Genomic DNA, 1,210 nt, shown 5'->3' on the forward strand with positions numbered 1-1,210 from the left:
TAACCCATCTAGTATAGCAGATGTTCTATAGTACAACTTAGCTAAAGTCCGATACATTCTTGTCATCATGTAGGCTAGGCGAACCTGAATATTTAACCGGTTAGCACTATCGCCTTTCAACTCGATTAACAGTTCAGTTTGAGCCTTTAATATAGCCCCCAGCGAGCTGAACTTTAACTCTATAGACTGGTCGCCTTTTTGGGCTTTATTGGTATCCTGAACCGTCACAGTGACCGGAGCATCAAAACCATAATTATCTATGGTTTTAAACAGGTCAGACATGATTTCCAGATAATCCTTATTTGCATGATTACCTTTACCTTCTGGTATCATCATATTAGACGGAACCTGGAAACTCTTGTCTAACAATTTCCTCACTCCTAGGGCTTGATGGATTTCCCTAATCATCTTAGTTGAATCTTCACAGGATGGTTGAAGCATATCACTCCTTAATATTGGTAAACTTGGCGGTGGCTCTGGCTGATAAGGTCTCGATGTAAATGGGAGGTACCTCATATCAAGTTGCCAACTTATATATCTATAATAAATTTGATGGCTTATACGGTTACCAGTTTCTGGTTCTCTTTGATTATAAATTATCGAGTGCACCAAAGTATTAATCGGCCTGGGTTGACGGATATGAGAACGGTTAAATAACGAGACTGATTTTGAGTGACGCTCGGGATACCATCCAGGGTTTTGTTCGATATACTCCATTTCAAATAAAGATTTAATCGGCACCGGAAGTATGGGATTTACCGTACTCAAACCAAGCGATCGCCTTAAATTTACAATATACTGCCTAAACTCCCAAGCTGGCACTATTCCCATAAAAGTTATGGACTCGAACCCATATCGGTAAGTCGAAAACTCAAGAGAGCCTATTAAGTCTGATTTTGATGATATTGTGCCACCACCCTTCGCTAAAAAATCACGTCCGTCTTTGGTAAGGGTTGGACTCCACCCCCAGATATAAGCATTCAGTTTAACTAGATAGAGTTCCCCTAAACTGCCTTCATAACCAACCGGAGGTCGAGGTATGTCTAATTTAGGAGGTTTGTTTTCATTTTCATCTTCGCTTGTCTCAATTTCGTCTCCCTCTGTTCCCTCCTCTTTATCATCTTCGCAAACATTTCTAGCAAAAGTAACCGTTTTCCCCCCAATAGTTACGCTCATCGATTGCTCGCATTCCCCAAGATAAACCGAAACA

The 1,210-nt window shown here is 40.7% G+C and carries 1 pseudogene; it reads right to left on the reverse strand.

Features of this window, described 5'->3' with window-relative positions:
- Nucleotides 1-1,176 (reverse strand): annotated as a pseudogene (locus B9T16_RS28785) (hypothetical protein); the annotation flags it as partial.
- Nucleotides 1,177-1,210: the final 34 nt, after the last annotated feature.

This window comes from Arthrospira sp. PCC 8006 (assembly GCF_046480465.1).
GTDB classification, from domain to species: domain Bacteria; phylum Cyanobacteriota; class Cyanobacteriia; order Cyanobacteriales; family Microcoleaceae; genus Limnospira; species Limnospira platensis.